Here is an 18,382-nt window from a genome sequence, read left to right on the forward strand (position 1 = left end):
TCAACGAAATATCATCACTGAAAGCCTTCGCATTGCCGTTGCGGAAGCGCAGAATGCCGCTTCCGCAACAGCCATGGGGCAGCAGCGATGAGCAGCGACACCGCAACCCGTCTGGAACATGACAGCCTGGGCGAGATGGCGATCCCGGCCGCGGCCTATTTCGGCATCCAGACCCAGCGCGCGCTCGACAACTTCCATATCTCCGGCATCGGCATCAATCACTATCCCAACCTGATCCGCGCCTTCGGCATGGTGAAGAAAGCCTGTGCCTCGGCCAACAAGAAGCTGGGCTACCTGGAACCGGAGAAATACAAGGCCATCGCCAAGGCCTGCGACGAGCTGGTCGATGGCAAGCTGCATGAATGGTTCACCATCGACGTCTTCCAGGGCGGCGCGGGTACTTCCACAAACATGAACGTCAACGAGGTGATCGCTAATCGCGGGCTGGAGCTGATGGGCTTCCACAAGGGTGAATATGCCCACCTGCACCCCAACGACGACGTCAACCTGTCGCAGTCGACCAACGACGTCTATCCCTCGGCCGTGCGGCTGGGCGTGATCCTGAGCCATGCCGAACTGATGAAGGCGCTGGACGGGCTGGCCTACGAGTTCCGCCAGCGCGGCGTGGAATTCGCCGACATCATCAAGCTGGGCCGCACCCAGCTGCAGGATGCCGTGCCGATGACCCTGGGCCAGGAATTCGAGGCCTTCGCCATCAACATCAAGGAAGACGTGGCGCGCGGCGACGAGATCGTGAAGCTGTTCCGCGAGATCAATCTGGGCGGCACGGCGGTGGGCACCGGCATCAACACCGAGCCGGAATATTCCAACCTGGCGATCGACGAGCTGGCGCGGATCAGCGGCGTCGAGATGGTGCGGGCGGCCAACCTGATCGAGGCGAGCTGGGACATGGGCGCCTTCGTGCTCTATTCCGGCATGCTGAAACGCATCGCCGTGAAACTCAGCAAGATCGCCAACGACCTGCGGCTGCTCTCCTCCGGTCCGCGCGGCGGCCTGAACGAGATCGCCCTGCCGCCGATGCAGCCGGGCTCGTCGATCATGCCGGGCAAGGTGAACCCGGTGATCCCCGAGGTGGTGAACCAGGTATGTTTCCAGGTGATCGGCAACGACATGGCGGTGACCATGGCAGCCGAGGCCGGGCAGCTGCAGCTCAATGTGATGGAGCCGGTGATCGTCTACAACGTGCTCTCCTCCATGCAGCTGCTGGTGCGGGCGGCGCGCACCCTGGCCGAGAAATGCGTTTCCGGTATCCAGGCCAATGTCGAGCAGGCCAAACGCCATGTGGAGGCCAGCGTGGGCATCGTCACCGCGCTGAACCCCTATATCGGCTATGAGAAATCGGCGGCCGTGGCCAAGGAAGCGCTGAAGACCGGCCGCACCGTGCGCGAGCTGGTGATCGAAAAAGGCTGGCTCACCGAAGCCCAGCTCGACGACATCCTCGATGTCGCCAAGCTCACCGCGCCAAGGCGACGTGGGCGCAAGATCGTGGCGCCAAATTGAGAGAACGCTGATATTAAATCTATCTATGCATCTTGGAAAGCAGGCCTCATTGCTTCATCAGAGCAATGTCTTTTCTAGATTTTGTCTTTTTTAGATTTTCTGAATACATTTGTAAGTAACTCGCGGAATTTCCCCTCTGCCAAATTTGTGATAGTTTTGCAAAAAGTCCGCAGGGGGCGAAAATGAAGAATATTTATATATTTAGCATTTCAATCTTTCTCATCAGCACTCCGGCCTCAGAAAGCCGCGCACAAATTGTGATTGGCGATGATCCGATTGACCAAGCCGAAGCTGAGATCACGCTACCTCTTGTTGGGCTTCGCCCCTTTCCAACCGATTTCCTAGTTCAGAATCAAATTACCAAAGATAAGAAATGGGCCGTCGATGCTTCAGTTTTTTATACAGCAGCTAAATTTCAGACAAATTATAATTCAAACAACAAGATTTTATATTATCAACTTACGGCCGATATAAGCGATCAGGATGTTGTTTCTGCAATAAATACCCTAAAAACGAATTCCGTGCCTCTTCCAGATATCCTCACTTTGTATACCAATCAGCCGGAAAAAGCAGGCACGGCAAAATATTATCCCGTCGACGTTCAAGTGATAAAAACCATAGCCAATAAAGTGGAAACCCATGGTGGAGCGCCGTTAATTTTTGACTATAAAAATCAGCAAGGGAAAACCTCGAAAGCCGTATGGCTTGAAACAGGGTATGCGAAAGAATTAGCCGCCGTGTATTCTGAAAACGATAAGTACAAAGAAATGCAGCTTCCCAATGTTTTTAAGGTGGCTGGAAATACTGCAAAAGCACACTCGACGCTATCCGGTTCTCTGTCTGTCGATGTTGATTGGATTACTATTGGAAAACCTCTCGTGTTTCCCGCAGCCGACAAAAGCTTAAAGATTGAGCCCAGCATCCAGAAAAGTTTCGACGTATATTTCTTCCAGTTCGCCATGAGCCCGAGGAAAGATCCTAAATCGACTGGAGTACTCGAGCTTACATTTGCAGTAAAGTTGTCAAATCATTCCGCTGTTGCATTTGAAATCATCCCTTTGCGCACAGGTATTGAGCGAAGTGTAAGTGAGAACACTAAAACACCTGAAATTAAGATTGAGACTCCCGCAGGCGCTGGGGTTACAGTCGGCGAGGTATATGGTCAGAAAATCGAATACAAAACCCTTAAGCCGACGGTCATCGGGAATGGGTTACAAGAATCAACATTTGGCTGGACAGTAAAAGATGAAGCTCTTGATTCAAGTGCAAAGAGATTTATCGCGATCATTGGAGTTCCGAAGAGAACCAAGAACCTGACTGCTGAAATAGCCATATCCTCTCGAGTGAAAGGTGGATGGCTGCAAGAGGACCATGCCGCCACTAAACTTCACAATATTAAAATTGACTTGCCGAACTAACCGAACCGCGCTTCCGCCGTCATCGCCAGCGCATCATCGGCATCGACGATCCAAAGCGATACGACATTCTCGCCACTCAGTCGGCCACGCAGACTGAACGGCTGGCCGTCCAGCACCGGGCGGCGACCGCGAAAGCCGAACTGCTTCAGTTGCCGGCCCGGCAGGGCATCGCCGGCGAAATCGATCAGCAGCGTGGCGAGCAGCGGGCCATGCACCACCAGGCCCTCGTAGCCTTCCACATGGCGGGCATAGTCGCGGTCGTAATGGATGCGGTGGCCGTTGAAGGTGAGCGCGGAGTAGCGGAACAGCAGCACCGGATCGGCGACGAAACCCTCGTCCCATTCCTGATCCGTTGGCGCCGGTTCGGGCGGCGGCAGGGCCGCGCCGGGCTTTTCCTCGCGATAGACGATGTCATGCCGGTCGGTGATGCAGAGCGTGGCACCGTAATAGATCTCGTGCCGCACGGTGACGAAGACCAGCCGGCCGCTGCGGCCGCTTTTTTCGACTACGTTCTCGACGGTGGAAATGCGCCGTGCCGGGCGGCCCAGCGGCACGGGGTGATGAAACGCGATGCGGCTGCCGGCCCACATGCGGCGGGTCTGCGCGTCACCCCAGAAACGGCTCACATCGGGCAGGAAACCGCCCAGGGTCGGATGGCCGTCGCGGCCCAGCCGGGCCCGCGTGGCGATCGACCAGAAATACAGCCAGTGCCGCAACGGCGGCAGCGGCGTACCGGCAATGAGGCCCGCATCCGAGCGATCCAGCGCACGCGCCAGCGCGATGCAGCGCTCCGGCGAAATGAGATCGGCGGCCGTTTCCGAGCCGCCGATCCAGTCCTGCAACGATGTCTTGTCCATGTGCCGCTACTGAGCGCTCTTACTGGCGGGCCTTGCCGACCGCCTCGCGCAACAGCAGGTAGACTTTGCCGATATCGGCGGTGACAAAGGCCGAGGTGAGCAGCTCCTCGTGCTCCACGCCCTTGGCGCCGGCCAGCACACGCTCGAACTCGGCGATGTAGCGGTCGGTGAAGTCGCGGAACTCGCCGTCTTCCTGATACTTGCCACGGATCTTGTCGAGGTCGCGCTGGTCGATCAGCTTGCGGGTGAACAGGCCGCGTTCGCCCTTGTAGTAACGCCGCCACAGTTCTTCCGACAGGTCGCGGTTCAGCAGGCGGGTGATGTCGATGGCCATCGAGTTGAGGTGGCCGGTGATGAAAGCCGCGGTCTTGAGGAACTGCTCGCCGCGCAGCGCCTGGGTGGCCTTGCGCAACGCCTCGGCCTCGACGCTGGCGGTGCGGGCCGCATCGGCCAGCGCCTGGGCATCGGCCTTCAGGCTGGCTTCGGCGGACGCCGCCTCGCTGGCGGCGCGGGCGGCGGCGGACGCCAGTTCCTGCGCGCGCTGGCCCAGCGTTTCGGCCGTTTCGGCAGCACGTGCCGTGGCGCGGTCGGTGACGGCGCTGAATTCGGTGCCGGTGCGGGCAAGCCGTTCGCCGATTTCGGTCACCTTCTCGCTCAGGCGGGCGGCGCGTGTATCGACCTCGTCGGCCTGGCGGCGGAAACCGTCGCTCATCCGGTCGGTCTGCTTCATCGCGTCCTCGACGATATTCGCCAGTTCGCGGGTGCGGTTGCGCAGCACTTCGCTGGCATCGTCGATACGGCCCGAGGCGTTGCCGACGGCCAGATTGATCTCGCGGGCGCGGGCATCGAAGGTGGTGCCCACCTGCTCGACGCGGCTGATCGCCTCGTCGGAGACACGGGAGACTTCCTGGGCCTGGCGGCGGAAGCTGTCGCCGATATTCGCCGTCTTGAGGATGGCGGCATCGGACGCCTCGGCCAGTTCCTGCACGCGGCCGCGGAAATTCTCGCGGATGCTTTCGGCCTGACGCGTGAGTTCGGTGCTGAGCGCGGTGAGCGCGCCGGCCTGCTCGTGGATGGTGCTGCGCAGTTCCAGCGTGCGATCCACCACGCCCTGCGCCGCCTCGCCCAGTTCGACCGAACGGATACGCGCGGTGTCGCCGGCCGTATTGATGCTGCTGGTCGCCTTTTCGGCAGCGGCGTTCAGGCTGGTCGCCTCGATCTGCGCCTTCTCGCTCATGGCAACCAGGGCGGTGGTCTGCGCCGTCGCCCTCTCGGCCAGCTGCGCCATCGCCTCGGCGACGCCGAGCGAGAGATCCTGCAGATCCTTGGCGCGGGCCTGGGCCGTGCTGCCGGCAAGCTGCGATTCCATTGCCGCGCGTTCGGCGGCGGCGCTGAGGGCATGGGCCTGGGTCTGCGCGGTCTCGCTCACCTGATGCAGACGCTGCGACGCGCGTTCAGCCGCCGATTGCAACTGCACGGCATCCTGACCGGCGCTTTCGCCGGCTGCGCGCAGGCGCTGCGCCGTGCGGGCAGCGGCCTGGTCGAGGCCGTCGATCTGGTCGCGCACGCTGTCGCCGGTTTCGGTGATGCGCCGGGTGACACCGTCGATGGTGGTGACGAACTGTTCGGCGTGCTGGCGCAACTGGCCGCCGGCAGCCGAGATCTGATCGTCGGTTCGCTGGGCGGCCTGGGCCAGCAGGGCATTGGCCTGGGTCATGGTTTCCTGCACCTGCGCGGCCATCGCCAGCGCGTCGCGCCCGGCCTGGCCAAGGCTTTCGACACGTTCCCGGATGCTGGCATCGGCCTCGCCGATCTTGTTCAGCGCACGGCCCGAGGTTTCATCCAGGATGTCGGCGCGCTGCTTCAGTTCGTCGCCGGCGCGCATGGCGCGGTCGGTGATCTGCTGCAGCGTGCTGGTCATGTTGGCGCCTTCGCGGCGTAGCGCATCGCCGGCCTGGGCCAGACGCTGGTCGGCCAGTTCGGCGGCGGCGCCAAGCTGGTCGGCCTGATGCCGGACCAGGTCGCCGGTCAGTTTCAGGCGCTGTTCGGCCTGGGTGGCCGCCTCGGCAAAGGCATCGGCCTGACGGGTGGCAGAAGCCCCCGCCTGCTCCAATGCGCCGGTGCGGCCGCGCATCTCGTCGGCCGACAGGCGCAGACGTTCGGCAACGCGGGCGCCCTGCTCATCGAGCGAACCGACCTCGGAGCGAATGGTCTCACCGATATCGCGGATGCGGCCGATGGTGGTGCCGGTGGCCTGCTCGATCTCGCGCACGCGTTCGCGCAGCACGGTACCGGCGGCTTCGGCGCTGTCGATCACCTTCTGGCTGGCATTGCTGAACAGCAGGCTTTCGCGGCCAAAGCTTTCGCTGGCCGCAGTGGCGCGGGCAACCGTGACCTCGGCGGCGGTGGTGATGGTCTGGGCGGATTCGGCAAAGCTCATGCCGATACGGCCGGCCTCACCGCCCGCGCGGGTGACCGCCTGTTCCAGCGCCACGATCTTCTGCTCCAGTGCGGCGGCAATCTGCTGCGCCACTTCGGCGGCGCGCTGCACCGCCTGGTCCATCAGTTCGCCATGGCGGCGCGACAATTCCTCGACGCGTTCGTTCTGGAACTGGATCGCCGAGGTGATGCGGGAAATCTCGGAGGCCTTGGTCTGGAAGATGCCACGCGCGGTTTCCACCTCGCGCACGATCACGTCGGCGGCCTGCAACAGCACCTGGGCCTGGGTCGACACGGTCTGGCCGATGCCATTGACCTTGGCATTCATCTCGTTGCCGACCTTGTCGGCCGCATCGACCAGTGCCTTGCTCTGCTCCTCGAAACGGCCGGCCAGGCCCTTCACGGTGGCGTCCAGGTCGCGGTTCACCTGTTCGGCGGCGGCCAGCAGGCCCTGCGAGGATTGACTGAGGCTGCCGGTGATCTGCTTGGCCTGCAGCGCGACCTGTTCGCCGGCACCGGCGGCGGCATTGATCAGCACCTGCTGTTGACTGGCCATGGTCTCGCCCAGCGCGGCGATCCTGTCGGTGGCCGACTGGGCGGCCTCTTCCATCTCGCGGGCCTGGCGACGCAGCGCGCCAGCCAGGGCGGAGACGCGGCGCTCGGCTTCGGGCGTGGGATAGGTCAGATCGAGCAGCACCTGATGCAGGGCGGCGGCCTGACGCTTGATGGCGCTGCCGCGCCACATGTTGAGCAGCAGCAGCCAGAGGAAAGCCAGCGGCGCGGCCATGCCGGCAATGAAGGCGCCGACCTCGTGCGGCAGGGCATGCCACAGGTTCTGCCAGCCGATGGAATTCTGGATATAGAGGGCGCAGATGCCGAGCCAGAGCACGCTGACCACTGAGCCGCCCGCCACCATGATGCGGCGGCGGCGCTCCAGCGCCGGCATGCCGATCAGTTCGGCGGCTTCCGCTTCGGCGCGGTCGACCGCTACCTGGCTGGCTGCCTTGGCCGCATTGGCGGCCATATCGGCGCGCGGATGTTTAATCAGCGTCATCGCAACCTCCCCCGCCGGGCCGGATCGTCATCCAGCCGGTCGGATCGCGTTAAGGCCCGCATTGAAACACCAATTCAAGCAGGCACAAAGGCCGGCGCAGACGTAAATCCCGCGCCGGTAGCACAACTGATAGGGGAGCATTGGTTAACAGCGGCTTGCGAAAAACCGGCCCGCCATACTTATCCCCACAATCCACAGGCGGCTTTTTGCGCTGCAGCGACCGTCAGCGACACGGCATAAAATCAGGGGGTTCACGCTATACTGAATCCGTCAAGGCAATTTTTTACAGCCTCATGCCACACATCGTATTGACGCTCCCTTAACCGTCAGTACCATATGTTGTGTTCGCTGACGCTGTTTCGGGTCGACGCTGCGCCGCCTTCGAAAGCTGTTTTTCCGGGATTTCCCGGCGTTTCGAAGGTGAAAAGGCGGGGTGCGCAGCCGCCAGATAGCCAAAAGCGGACGGATATTGGGATTCATAGAAGAACGGCCGGGCCGGCCACCACAAAATGTGGTGCCACACATTGTGGGGCCGGGCCGCAAGAACGAGGGGAAGCCATCCGTGCTGAACACTCTGCAAACCGAACGCGGCATCCGCATCGACGTCGACCGCAGCCGCGACCGCCTGCTGACCGATTTCGGCAAGGCCACCCTCGATGACCGTTACCTGCTGCCCGGCGAGTCCTACCAGGACCTGTTCGCCCGCGTCGCCAGCCATTATGCCGACGACACCGCCCATGCCCAGCGGATGTACAGCTACATCAGCAAGCTCTGGTTCATGCCGGCGACACCGGTTCTGTCCAATGGCGGCACCAGCCGCGGCCTGCCGATCTCGTGCTTCCTGAACGAGGCCAATGACAGTCTGGACGGCATCGTCGGCCTGTGGAACGAGAATGTCTGGCTGGCGGCCCGCGGCGGCGGCATCGGCAGCTACTGGGGCAACCTGCGTTCGATCGGCGAAAAGGTCGGCCAGAACGGCAAGACCTCGGGCATCATTCCCTTCATCCGCGTGATGGACAGCCTGACCCTGGCGATCAGCCAGGGCTCGCTGCGCCGCGGCTCGGCCGCCTGCTACCTGCCGATCGACCATCCGGAAATCGAGGAATTCATCGAGATCCGCCGTCCGACCGGCGGCGATCCGAACCGCAAGGCGCTGAACCTGCATAACGGCATCCTGATCTCGGACGCCTTCATGCGCGCCGTGGAAGCCGACGAGGAATGGGCCCTGCTCAGCCCGCATGACCAGACCGTGCAGCGCACCGTCTCGGCCCGCGCGCTGTGGATCCGCATCCTCACCGCCCGCATCGAGACCGGCGAGCCGTATATCGTCTACATCGACCACGTGAACCGCGCCCTGCCCGAGCACCACAAGCTAGCCGGCCTGCGGGTCAAGACCTCGAACCTGTGCAGCGAAATCACGCTGCCGACCGGCATCGACCAGCATGGCCAGCAGCGTACGGCCGTGTGCTGCCTGTCGTCGCTGAACCTCGAATACTTCCATGAATGGAAGGAGCATCCGCTGTTCATCGAGGACTGCCTGCGCTTCCTCGACAACGTGCTGCAGGACTTCATCGAGAAGGCACCCGACAGCATGGCCAAGGCGCGTTACGCCGCCCAGCGCGAGCGTTCGGTGGGCCTGGGCGTGATGGGCTTCCACTCCTTCCTGCAAGCCAATGGCGTGCCGTGGGAAAGCGTGATGGCCAAGGTGTGGAACCGCACCATCTTCAAGCATGTGAAGGATGCCTCGGATGCCGCCTCGCGCAAGCTGGCGGAAGAACGCGGCCCCTGCCCCGATGCCGCCGAATACGGCATCATGGAACGCTTCTCGCACAAGATCGCGATCGCGCCGACCGCGTCGATCTCGATCATCGCCGGCGGCGCCTCGCCCGGTATCGAGCCGAACGTGGCCAATGCCTTCACCCACAAGACCCTGTCGGGCAGCTTCTCGGTGCGCAACCGCTATCTGGAAAAGACGCTGGAGCAGTACGAGAAGAACGATGACGAGACGTGGTCGTCGATCACCACCAACGGCGGCTCGGTGCAGCATCTCGACTTCCTGTCGGATGACGAGAAAGCCGTGTTCAAGACCGCCTTCGAGATCGACCAGCGCTGGCTGATCGACTTGGCGGCCGACCGCACGCCCTATATCTGCCAGGCGCAGAGCCTGAACATCTTCCTGCCGGCCAACGTGCACAAGCGCGATCTGCATCAGATCCACTTCCAGGCCTGGAAGAAGGGCGTGAAGAGCCTTTATTACTGCCGCTCACTCTCCATTCAGCGCGCCGAGACGGTGTCGGGCAAATCGGCCTCGGAAACCGTCACGAACGTCGTTTCGATCCCGCTGGTCGGTAAGATCAACGAAGGCGAACGTCCTCAGCGTGCGCCGGCGATCAACGAGCCCGAACTGCCGCTGGTGGCGGCGGCGGCTTCCGTCGGCGGCGGCCCGCGCGAGGCGGTTGATTACGACGAGTGCCTTGCCTGCCAGTAAGGCAATTGTAGCGATACGATGCAAAAAGCCCGGCCTGCAAGCCGGGCTTTTTCATGTGCATTTCGGCGCCGTAACGCTTGATGGTTGTCAAATCTTTAGACCGTCTTACGCATTGTTAATTTCACATCCTGCGGCAAACGACCTTTGATAGCGATGTCAACAGAGGACATCGCCATGATCACAGTTTCCCCGGTCAATCGCGCGCGCACCAGTCCCGCCGACCAGTTCCTGGTCACCCATGCCGACCTCACCGGCGGCATCACCTACGCGAATTCCTATTTCTGCCAGGCGCAGGCCTGCGGCGAGAAGGAGCTGCTCGGCCAGCCGCATAACATGCTGCGCCATCCCGACATGCCCGCCGCCGTGTTCCAACTGATCTGGCAGCGCATTCGCGACGGCGAGGAAGTCTTCGCTTATGTGAAGAACATGGCCTGCAATGGCGAGTATTACTGGACCCTGTCGCACCTCACGCCGCATTACGGTGCCGCCGCCCGCCATATCGACAGCTATCAGTGTTTCCGGCGTGCCGCCTCCGGCCGCAGCATCGCTGCCGCCGAGGAAGCCTATCGGGAATTGCGGCTGATTGAGCGGAGCACCAACAGCAAGGAACAAGGCGTGGCCGCGAGCCGCCAGCATCTGGATGGCATGATGAGCCGCAGCGGCACCAGCTATGACGAATGGGTACTGTCGCTGGCAGCCCTGGACGATGAGGAAACCGGCCTCGCGGCCTGAAATCTTTTCCCGGGCGGCAATGGTTTCCGCTTTGGTTTTCCGCTTTCAGTGGGCCGGAACGCCCGGTTTCTTGTCAGGTGTTCCGGCTGGCCTGCCAGATTTCCAGCACGGCAATCAACACGACGCTGCCGCCGATACCCAAATGGGCCAATAGCGCCATGTCATATCCGGTGAAGCCCAGCAGCCAGGGTGACAGCCCGGCCCACAGCCCGAGCACGGCGTTGATATAAGCCTCCCAGCGATCCAGCAGGGTAAGCGCCAGTGCCGACAGCGCAAAAACCAGCAGGCCGATGATCACCGCATTCATCGTCGCCTCTTCCAGGCCACGATAGCCCAGCAACCACGGCGATCCCGCCAGCGCGATGCCAAGCGCCATATTCGCCCAATCCTGCCAGCGTCGCGCTTCCGGCTCGCGATGGGGCTCGCGATGGGACCCACGATGGGGTTCGTGACTGATATGGACCATGACGCACCTCCTCCGGCTCTCGGCATCACTGCCAAAACCGTTCAGGCCGTGCGGCGACAGCCCCCCCCGATGCCGTTACACGGCGTCATTCTTCAAATAGGGCGGGTTCAGGCCATTCTCCAGAGGTGGCCAAAACGAAACAGCCGGCGCCGGCCCGTCGGGCCCGCCCCGGCTGTCTTGAGTGCCACCCGTTCAGGCGGCGGCCGGCTTACCAGCGATATCGCAGCCCGGCGGTTATCGTGCGCTCATACCCATAAGCACACCACTCGCCGTAATAGCAGGACGCCACGTAATCCTTGTCGAAGAGATTCTTCACATTCACCGAGAAATCGACACCGGCAAATGTGTCGGACAATGCGCCCAGATCGTAGTTCAGTGCCGCATCGACCAGAGTAAAGGACGGCACCTGGATGGTATTGGCGGGGTTGACCGTACTGCCCACATATCGGACGCCACTGCCCAGGCTGAGGCCCCTGAACGATGTATCGCGCGGCATGTGATACATGATCCAGGCCGAGGCCTGATGCTCGGGCACGGCACCAAGGCGCTTGCCCTGCAGACCGCTGTTGTCCCTCGTGACTTCGGTATCGAGGAAGGTATAGCTGCCCAGCAGGTCGATCTGCCTGGTGAGGCTGTGTCGCGCCTCGAACTCGAAGCCACGCGACTTCGCTTCGCCAACCGTGATGGAATAGCCTGAATGCGCGGGGTCGCCGGTTTTCAGGTTGCTGCGCGTCACATCGAAGACGGCAGCCGTGAAGAGGCTGTTGCTGCCCGGCGGCTGGTATTTCAGGCCGAGCTCATACTGCGCGCCCTCTTCCGGATCGAAGGGCTTGCCCGCGAAATCCGTGCCGCTTTGCGGCGTGAAGGCTTCGGAATAACTGACGTAAGGCGAGAGGCCATTCTCGAAGGCATACAAAATGCCCGCCTTGCCGGTCCAGGCGCTGTCGTTCTGCCGGGCCACGGCCCCGGTGTTGACGGTCGTCGTGGTGCGTTCCGCCTTGTCGTGCCGGCCGCCCAGCGTGACGACGAAACCGCCCAGCCGCATCTGATCCTGCAGGTAGAGTCCATACTGTTCCGCATCGACATTGGTGCGGTTGCGATTGGGCACGGTGATCGTCTGACCGTAGACCGGATTGAAGATATTGAGCGTCGGCGCCGTGCCGAAGCCGGTCGCGTAATGCCCGTCGATGACCTGGTAATCGAAACCGCCCAGCACCGTATGGTTGACGGGCCCGGTATCGACGCGCGCTTCCAACTGGTTGTCGAAGACATACGATGTCATCGACTCGCGCGAGGTCGCCGTGCCACGATTCAAGGTCTTGTTATCCGTCTGCACGCCGTTCGCGTAAACGCTGTCGTAGGCCAGCGTGCCATGCAGGGTGCGGCCATTCAGCCGCAGGGTCCAGATATCGTTGAGCCGCTTGTCGAACTCGTAGCCCAGCGCGGTTTGATGTCGGACGAATTTCTCAAAATTCGGATCGCCATCATAGAAATCCATCGGCAACGTGCCATAGGGATTTGCCAGCACCGTACCCTGCGGCGGAATGCCACCATAGGAATTGCCCTTCGGGTCGCTTTGATACAAACCGAACAGGGTCAGCGTGGTATCTTCATCCGGCCGCCAGGCGATGGACGGTGCGATGGAGACACGCTCATTCTCCGTTGTCTTCATCTGGCCGTCTTCGGTCAGGCCGACAACGGTGAAACGATAGGCCAGTTTGCCTTCCGCATCGACCTTCTCGGACATGTCGGCGGTAAGCCGGTAATGATTGTTGGTGCCGACTTCCATGCCAACCTCGTGCAGAGGCTCGTCGGTCGGACGTTTGCTGACCTGATTGACCAGGCCGCCGGCCGGCGCCTGACCATAAAGCGTGGAGTTGGGGCCCTTCAGAACCTCGGCGCGTTCCAGCAGATAGGGATCGAGCTGCGGCGCGAAATAATACAGATCCTGCTGCTTCAGGCCGTTCCAGTATCTGTGTGCATCGAAGCCGCGAATGGTGAACATGTCATAGCGTGTTGCGACCGCGCCGCGCGTCTCCGGCGTGACGCCGGCCGTATAGCGCAGCACCTGATTCAGGGTCTGCGCATTCTGGTCGGCGATCTGATCGCGGGGAATAACGGATATCGACTGCGACGTTTCCAGCAAGGGCGTATCGGTTTTGGTGCCGGTCCGCGCCCGCGAAGCGACATACCCGTCCACGGAATCCGTGGCCGTTTCAACCTGGCTGCCACGCCCTTCCACCGTTACCGGCGGCAATACCGTCGCGTCGCCGCTGCGCGGAATCTCGAACAGGGTGACATTGGCCGGACCGGTAAAGCGATAGCCCATGCCGGTGCCGTCCAGCATGCGCGCAAGCGCCTCCTGCGGTGTCAGGTTGCCACTGACGGCAGTGCTGCGCAAATTCTGCAACCGCGCACCATCGAACAGGATCTGGATCGAGGCGCGGTTTGCCAGGGCCAGGATGGCCCGGCTGAGTTCCTGAGCCGGTATATCGAATGCCATCCGCTGCTGCGACGCCGCCGGCGCGGCGGCGCCCTGGGCCTGTGCAGCGGCAGTTGCCAGATTCAAGCCGGCTGCCAATGCCACCGCGCTGACAGAAAGACCGACCAGACGGCGGGCACTCAGGCGCGGCATCACGGGCCGCACCGCCAATTTCGCATTCATACTTGAAATCCCCCTGAAGTGACGCAATCAGCACTTGCGCAAATGAAAATCATTCGCGACATATCACTAGGACGCGCCACTCCACGGATTTGATAAAAATAATCGAGCCGCTTGACCGAGTATCGGCAGAGGCAGGCTATCTATATGTTTCTACTTGTGAATTACGGTTATGAAGGGCAAAGCGGTGATGCGCAGGCCCAATTCATCCGCAATCACCCTGAGGGCGCCATCCGGTTCGCCGATGCGGAAAACGCCCGAGACGACGCGAGCGGACAGGTCGTCATTCGCCAGAAGGATCCGGCTGCGGCGATAGCGGTTGAGTTCCGCAACCACCTCATGCAGCGGCACCTGATAGAAGACAAGATTGCCGACCCGCCAGGGCGCGATCTCTTGCGGGTCCAGTCTGGCCATGTCGGGCGCCGACATACGGTCCCGCCGATATCGCAGGACCTGCCCCGGCGACAGAACCGTCACCGGCGGATCGCTGCCTGGCAGCTTCATGGTCACTGCAACGTCATGCTCGGCAACCGCCACGCCGTCGCCGCGCGGTAAATGCTCGACCAGGAATTGGGTACCCAATGCCCGGGCCGAGAGCAGGCCGGTATCGACGATGAAGGGACGCCCCTCTGCCATGGCCTGTGGCACGGCGCTGAAATAGGCACTGCCGGCCAGCAACTCGACCCGGCGTTCGGTATTGCTGAAATTCAGTTTCACCGCACTCGACGGCGCAAGCTCGAGACGGCTGCCATCCGGCAGCGTGACACCGCGAATTTCACCGGGCGCAGTGCTGTAATCGGCAATCAGGACGGTAACCGGATTGCCCAGCCAGGCCACCGTCAACCCGATTGCCAGAAGCAGGCTGGCAGCAACGGCAAAAACCGGCGCCAACCATCGCCGCCCGACCGGTGCCAAACCTGGCTTTGCATGCAGATCGGCCGTATGCCGCAGCAGATCGCCCGGCATCTGCTGCAATACGGCCAGCGCATCCCAGGTCTGCCGCATGCGCTCATAAACCGCACGATGCTGTGCGCTGCGTTGCAGCCAGTCCTTGAACAGCAGGGTTTCCGCCGGATCAAGCCGGCCGGCCGTGTGCTGGACGAGCCATTCGGTCGCCTCGCTTTCGATCTGGTCCAGGGGGGTGTCGCTGCTGGTCACGGGTTTCTGGTCGGCTGTAGGGGTATCTGCCTGTAAGACGTCCAAGCGGCAAAAGAGAAGAAGCAATACTGCAGACTGGCTAGCTGCGCAGCCCCCGTGCCAGTGACCGGAGGGCCTGGTTCATGTGTTTCTGTACGGAACTGATCGACAGATCCATCAGCGCCGCGGCATCGGCATAGGAATAGCCTTCGATGCGGATCAGGATGAAAATCCGTCGCGTACGGATCGGAAGCCGTTCGACCAGATCATGCAGCTTGGCCAGCCGCTCCTTCGCATCGGTCGCGTCTTCCAGCGATGGCTGGTTTTCCGGAATTTCCGCCAGCGAGTCATGCGAAACAGCCTGGGTCTGCTGTCGCCGTTTCGCCCGCACGTGATCGATCGCCAGGTTGCGGGCGGTGCGATAGAGATAGGCGCGCTCCTGCAATACCGTGCTGGTTGCCGGCTGCTGGGCATAGCGCAGAAAGGTTTCCTGCGTCAGGTCGGCCGCGGTTTCGATGTCCTGCAACTGGCGCACCAGATACGCCTGGATCTCGAATCTGTAGGCCAGGAACAACCGCTTCAAATCCTTGGGTGACACAACGCCGTCTGCCCTTTTGCTGCGACTGGCGGACTTTATTACGATTGCGAATTATTCGCAATTAATAGCGGCTCTACGCGATCCACATTGCGGCGGTGGCAGATCCTCTGGCTCCACCGTGATCTTCGTCACGCGGCTATGTATTGCGTAAAATTAAATCGTGCACTATATAATTTCTCACGACGCGCCCTTCCGGCCGTCACAACCAGAGGAGCACCCGCCATGTCCATCACCCCGCTTTACACCACCACTGCCACAGCCACCGGTGGCCGCGCCGGCAAGGTCACCTCGGCCGACGGCATCATCGATCTGGTCCTGGCCATGCCCAAGGAACTGGGCGGTCCTGGCAATGCCGCCAACCCGGAAACCTTCTTCGCCAGCGGTTATGCCGCCTGCTTCCAGGGCGCGCTGGGCCTGGTGGCCCGCAACCAGAAGATCGCCCTGCCCCAGGGCAACACGGTGAGCGTGACCATCGGCATCGGCAAGGACGAAACCAGCTTTGGCCTGAACGCCAAGATCGCGGTCGCCCTGCCCGGCATGGACAAGGCCCAGGCCGAGGCGCTGGTCGCCGCAGCGCACCAGGTCTGCCCGTATTCCAAGGCCACCCGGGGCAATATCGACGTGGCGCTGGAAACCACGGTCTGAACCACGTCTGACCACCATCGCGGCGCCGGATTGCCGCTTTATCCGGCGCCGCCTATCCTTGGCCCGACCATGTCCGCCGACGAATCGATCACGCTCGACCACCAGCTCTGCTTCGCGCTGTATGCCGCGTCGAATGCGATGACGCGTCTGTATCGCGACCGGCTGGAACCGCTGGGCCTGACCTATCCGCAATATCTGGTCATGCTCGTGCTGTGGGAACAGGCGCGCGCTGAGGCGGGACCGCATACTGTGAAAACCCTGGGCGAACGCCTGCATCTGGATTCAGGCACGCTCACGCCGATGCTCAAACGCATGGAGCAGGCCGGGCTGATCACCCGCAGCCGCGCTCCGGAAGACGAACGCCAGGTCACCATCGCCCTGACCGAACAGGGCCGCGCCCTGGAGGCCGCCGTGGCCGCCATGCAGCGCGACATGGCTTGCCTGCTGCCCCTCGGGCTGCAGGATCTGGCGCGCCTGCGCACCGAACTGCGCGGCCTGGCCGCCGGGCTGCAGGCCCGGACGGAAAAGTAATCCACAGGCCCCACCGGCAAGCCGGCCGGATACGGCGATATCCACAGACAACCCCCGCCCAAACCGCAACATCTAGGGACAAGCCCCTTGTCCGAACCACAAGATGTTGCAATATTCTCCGTCGCTGTTCGCTGTCGTGATGGGGGATTCGATGTCGCTTCTGGATGCCAAGCCGGTCTACAAGCCCTTCCAGTATCCGTGGGCCTATGAGGCCTGGATGACCCAGCAGCGCGTCCACTGGCTGCCCGAGGAAGTGCCGCTGGCCGACGACGTGAAGGACTGGCAGAAGAAGCTCAGCCCCGGCGAGAAGAACCTGCTGACGCAGATTTTCCGCTTCTTCACCCAGGCCGATGTGGAAGTGAACAACTGCTACATGAAGCACTACGCCCGGGTGTTCAAGCCAACGGAAGTGCAGATGATGCTGGCCGCCTTCTCCAACATGGAGACGGTGCATATTGCCGCCTATTCCCACCTGCTCGATACCATCGGCATGCCGGAAGAGGAATACTCGGCCTTCCTCCGCTACAAGGAGATGAAGGACAAATACGACTACATGCAGCAGTTCGGCGTGGAGACCAAGGCCGACATCGCCAAGACGCTGGCCGTATTCGGCGCCTTCACCGAGGGCCTGCAACTCTTCGCCTCGTTCGCCATCCTGCTGAACTTCCCGCGCTTCAACAAGATGAAGGGCATGGGCCAGATCGTGTCGTGGAGCGTGCGCGACGAGAGCCTGCACACCAATTCGATCATCAAGCTGTTCCGCACCTTCCTCGATGAAAATCCGGAAGTCTGGACCGAGGAATTCCAGCGCGACCTGTATGTCGCCTGCTCCACCATCGTCGATCACGAAGATGCCTTCATCGACCTGGCCTTCGAGATCGAGGGCGTGCAGGGCCTGACCGCGCAGGAAGTGAAGGATTACATCCGCTGGACAGCCGACCGCCGCCTGCTGCAGCTCGGCCTGCAACCGATGTACCGTATCGAGAAGAATCCGCTGCCGTGGCTGGATGCGATCCTCAACGGCGTGGAACACACCAATTTCTTCGAGAACCGCGCCACCGAATATTCCAAGGCATCGACCCTGGGCAGCTGGGAAGAAGCTTTCGCGTGACAGTCATCCTCGGGTTTGACCCGAGGATCCCGTTCCATCGCGGCCCAGAAACGGGATGCCCGGGTCAGGCCAAGGCATGACATATCGGGCATGACATATATTGTGTCGTATGCCCTATGCCATCCGCCTCGCCCGTCCCGACGAAGCCGGCCTGCTGCGCGAGATCGAGCGCGCCGCCGCCCAGGCTTTCATTACCGTTGGCTATCCCGCGCTGGCTGCCGGCGAACCCACGGCGGCAGAGGAATTCCGCGCCGCGGCCGCGGAAAACATGCTGGCTGTGGCCGTGGATGACCATGACCACCCGGTCGGCTTCCTGCTCGCCGCCGAACTCGATGACTGCCTCTATGTGCAGGAACTGGATGTGCATCCCGACCATGCCGGACATCGGCTGGCGTCCGGATTACTCGACGTGGCCGATGCCATGGCACGGCAGCGCCACCGGCCGGCCCTCACGCTGACCACCTTCCGCGATGTGCCGTGGAACGCGCCCTATTATGCGCGGCTGGGGTTCGTGCCCATGTCTGTTGCCGAAATCGGACCAGACCTGCGCATGCTGATCCAGCGCCAGCATGCAGCCGGACTGGATATCGCCAAACGGGTGGCGATGCGGCGCCCTCTGCCAGCCTGAATTTTCCTCAACCCTGGTCTCAACCCATCCTGGCCGCTGGGCTGGAGCGCCGATATGAGGCTATAACAGGTCTGCACAGACAGTTTCGATTCCCC

Annotated in this window: 14 protein-coding genes; 8 read left to right on the plus strand and 6 right to left on the minus strand. The window is 62.0% G+C overall.

Annotated elements, in window-relative coordinates; all coding sequences use genetic code 11:
* Positions 1-87: 87 nt before the first annotated feature.
* Positions 88-1,521, plus strand: a complete 1,434-nt coding sequence (locus ACE3OO_RS02285) for an aspartate ammonia-lyase (protein WP_374299302.1) — start codon at positions 88-90, stop codon at positions 1,519-1,521.
* 182 nt (positions 1,522-1,703) lie between these two features.
* Positions 1,704-2,939, plus strand: coding sequence for a hypothetical protein (locus tag ACE3OO_RS02290; protein WP_374299304.1), 1,236 nt, complete (start codon positions 1,704-1,706; stop codon positions 2,937-2,939).
* On the opposite strand, the gene ACE3OO_RS02295 is transcribed toward ACE3OO_RS02290, so the two are convergent.
* Entirely contained in the window at positions 2,936-3,796 is an 861-nt protein-coding gene (locus ACE3OO_RS02295; RefSeq protein ID WP_374299306.1) for an acyl-CoA dehydrogenase, read from the minus strand. The two genes, ACE3OO_RS02290 and ACE3OO_RS02295, sit on opposite strands and share 4 nt — an antisense overlap.
* A 19-nt stretch (positions 3,797-3,815) precedes the next feature.
* On the minus strand, positions 3,816-7,289 hold the full coding sequence (locus ACE3OO_RS02300; RefSeq protein WP_374299308.1) for a hypothetical protein: 3,474 nt from the start codon (positions 7,287-7,289) through the stop codon (positions 3,816-3,818).
* Positions 7,290-7,851: 562 nt separating this feature from the next.
* Here ACE3OO_RS02300 and ACE3OO_RS02305 point away from each other — a divergent pair.
* Complete coding sequence (locus ACE3OO_RS02305; RefSeq protein ID WP_374299310.1) at positions 7,852-9,777, plus strand: ribonucleoside-diphosphate reductase subunit alpha; 1,926 nt, start codon at positions 7,852-7,854, stop codon at positions 9,775-9,777.
* Positions 9,778-9,951: 174 nt separating this feature from the next.
* Complete coding sequence (locus ACE3OO_RS02310; protein ID WP_374299312.1) at positions 9,952-10,509, plus strand: PAS domain-containing protein; 558 nt, start codon at positions 9,952-9,954, stop codon at positions 10,507-10,509.
* Positions 10,510-10,582: 73 nt separating this feature from the next.
* Here ACE3OO_RS02310 and ACE3OO_RS02315 read toward each other — a convergent pair whose 3' ends face one another.
* The 4 genes from ACE3OO_RS02315 to ACE3OO_RS02330 all read right to left on the minus strand — a co-directional run bounded on the left by ACE3OO_RS02315 (position 10,583) and on the right by ACE3OO_RS02330 (position 15,372).
* Positions 10,583-10,975: an SPW repeat protein gene (locus ACE3OO_RS02315; RefSeq protein ID WP_374299314.1), complete on the minus strand. Its 393-nt coding sequence runs from the start codon at positions 10,973-10,975 to the stop codon at positions 10,583-10,585.
* Between the two features lie 208 nt (positions 10,976-11,183).
* The gene (locus ACE3OO_RS02320) at positions 11,184-13,640 is read right to left on the minus strand and encodes a TonB-dependent siderophore receptor (RefSeq protein ID WP_374299316.1); all 2,457 of its coding nucleotides are present in this window, start codon (positions 13,638-13,640) and stop codon (positions 11,184-11,186) included.
* A gap of 150 nt (positions 13,641-13,790) precedes the next feature.
* On the minus strand, positions 13,791-14,795 hold the full coding sequence (locus tag ACE3OO_RS02325) for a FecR domain-containing protein (RefSeq protein ID WP_374299318.1): 1,005 nt from the start codon (positions 14,793-14,795) through the stop codon (positions 13,791-13,793).
* Positions 14,796-14,874: 79 nt separating this feature from the next.
* On the minus strand, positions 14,875-15,372 hold the full coding sequence (locus ACE3OO_RS02330) for an RNA polymerase sigma factor (protein ID WP_374299320.1): 498 nt from the start codon (positions 15,370-15,372) through the stop codon (positions 14,875-14,877).
* 222 nt (positions 15,373-15,594) lie between these two features.
* Here ACE3OO_RS02330 and ACE3OO_RS02335 point away from each other — a divergent pair, with 222 nt between their 5' ends.
* The 4 genes from ACE3OO_RS02335 (at position 15,595) to ACE3OO_RS02350 (ending at position 18,287) form a co-directional block, all read left to right on the plus strand.
* Entirely contained in the window at positions 15,595-16,017 is a 423-nt protein-coding gene (locus tag ACE3OO_RS02335; protein WP_374299322.1) for an Ohr family peroxiredoxin, read from the plus strand.
* Between the two features lie 69 nt (positions 16,018-16,086).
* A complete protein-coding gene (locus ACE3OO_RS02340) occupies positions 16,087-16,548 on the plus strand; it encodes a MarR family winged helix-turn-helix transcriptional regulator (protein WP_374299324.1) in 462 nt (153 codons plus the stop codon).
* Between the two features lie 151 nt (positions 16,549-16,699).
* A complete protein-coding gene (locus ACE3OO_RS02345) occupies positions 16,700-17,659 on the plus strand; it encodes a ribonucleotide-diphosphate reductase subunit beta (protein ID WP_374299326.1) in 960 nt (319 codons plus the stop codon).
* 109 nt (positions 17,660-17,768) lie between these two features.
* Positions 17,769-18,287: a GNAT family N-acetyltransferase gene (locus ACE3OO_RS02350; RefSeq protein ID WP_374299328.1), complete on the plus strand. Its 519-nt coding sequence runs from the start codon at positions 17,769-17,771 to the stop codon at positions 18,285-18,287.
* Positions 18,288-18,382: the final 95 nt, after the last annotated feature.

The sequence above is a fragment of the Ferrovibrio sp. genome (assembly GCF_041906005.1).
Classification (GTDB): Bacteria; Pseudomonadota; Alphaproteobacteria; order Ferrovibrionales; family Ferrovibrionaceae; genus Ferrovibrio.

Bases quoted from the DNA above. Each gene is read 5' to 3' on its own strand.
- ACE3OO_RS02340 (WP_374299324.1), top strand. From the start codon at position 16,087: ATGTCCGCCGACGAATCGATCACGCTCGACCACCAGCTCTGCTTCGCG.
- ACE3OO_RS02335 (WP_374299322.1), top strand. From the start codon at position 15,595: ATGTCCATCACCCCGCTTTACACCACCACTGCCACAGCCACCGGTGGC.
- ACE3OO_RS02345 (WP_374299326.1), top strand. From the start codon at position 16,700: ATGTCGCTTCTGGATGCCAAGCCGGTCTACAAGCCCTTCCAGTATCCG.
- ACE3OO_RS02285 (WP_374299302.1), top strand. From the start codon at position 88: ATGAGCAGCGACACCGCAACCCGTCTGGAACATGACAGCCTGGGCGAG.
- ACE3OO_RS02350 (WP_374299328.1), top strand. From the start codon at position 17,769: ATGCCCTATGCCATCCGCCTCGCCCGTCCCGACGAAGCCGGCCTGCTG.
- ACE3OO_RS02315 (WP_374299314.1), bottom strand. From the start codon at position 10,975: ATGGTCCATATCAGTCACGAACCCCATCGTGGGTCCCATCGCGAGCCC.
- ACE3OO_RS02295 (WP_374299306.1), bottom strand. From the start codon at position 3,796: ATGGACAAGACATCGTTGCAGGACTGGATCGGCGGCTCGGAAACGGCC.
- ACE3OO_RS02300 (WP_374299308.1), bottom strand. From the start codon at position 7,289: ATGACGCTGATTAAACATCCGCGCGCCGATATGGCCGCCAATGCGGCC.
- ACE3OO_RS02290 (WP_374299304.1), top strand. From the start codon at position 1,704: ATGAAGAATATTTATATATTTAGCATTTCAATCTTTCTCATCAGCACT.
- ACE3OO_RS02320 (WP_374299316.1), bottom strand. From the start codon at position 13,640: ATGAATGCGAAATTGGCGGTGCGGCCCGTGATGCCGCGCCTGAGTGCC.
- ACE3OO_RS02310 (WP_374299312.1), top strand. From the start codon at position 9,952: ATGATCACAGTTTCCCCGGTCAATCGCGCGCGCACCAGTCCCGCCGAC.